Below are 534 nucleotides of genomic sequence, written 5' to 3'. Positions count from 1 at the left end.
CGTTCGAGGAGGCGCATGTACGGGGAGTGAACCTGCACAACGAGCTGATGGCCGGGTTCGACGCCCAGTGCCGTGACCTGACGAGGTTCGCGACGCCGCAGCTGGGGCTGTTCCTGACCGGGCTGGAGGCCTGGCGGGCCGGCAACCGCGAGTGGCACCGCAGCAGCGGCCGCTACCACGGAACACCGACCGACAGCGGCTCCGGCAAGTGACCTTCGGCACCAGGAGTGGGGACCGTCGGCGGACGTGACCTTCTTCACCGTGGGGCCGTCACCACTGCCGACGGACCGTCAGTTCGGCTGCTGCCAGCGCGAGTTGCTGTCAAATGTGGCGTGCGTCATGCCGCTGCCGGTGCTTGCCCGGCCCCGTTCCGTCCCGCAGTCTCGAAAGCGCGCCCCGAGTGCGGCGCCCACTTTCCCCCCACCACGGAGGTACTGCGGCATGCGTGCGTTCACCATCTCGAAGGTCCGAATACGGTACGACCGGCTGCCCAACCAGGTGCTCGGCATCGGCGTCGCCGGGGCGATCGCGGTC

Annotated in this window: 1 pseudogene; it reads left to right on the top strand. The window is 69.3% G+C overall.

The features are described from left to right. A pseudogene (locus tag ABD323_RS45050) lies at positions 1 to 212 on the top strand (hypothetical protein); the annotation flags it as partial. Positions 213 to 534 lie beyond the last annotated feature (322 nt).

Source organism: Kitasatospora nipponensis, from assembly GCF_039528135.1.
In the GTDB taxonomy this organism is placed as follows: domain Bacteria; phylum Actinomycetota; class Actinomycetes; order Streptomycetales; family Streptomycetaceae; genus Kitasatospora; species Kitasatospora nipponensis.
The sequence above is the reverse complement of the archived record's forward strand: the minus strand, read 5'-3'. Positions and strand labels throughout refer to the sequence as shown.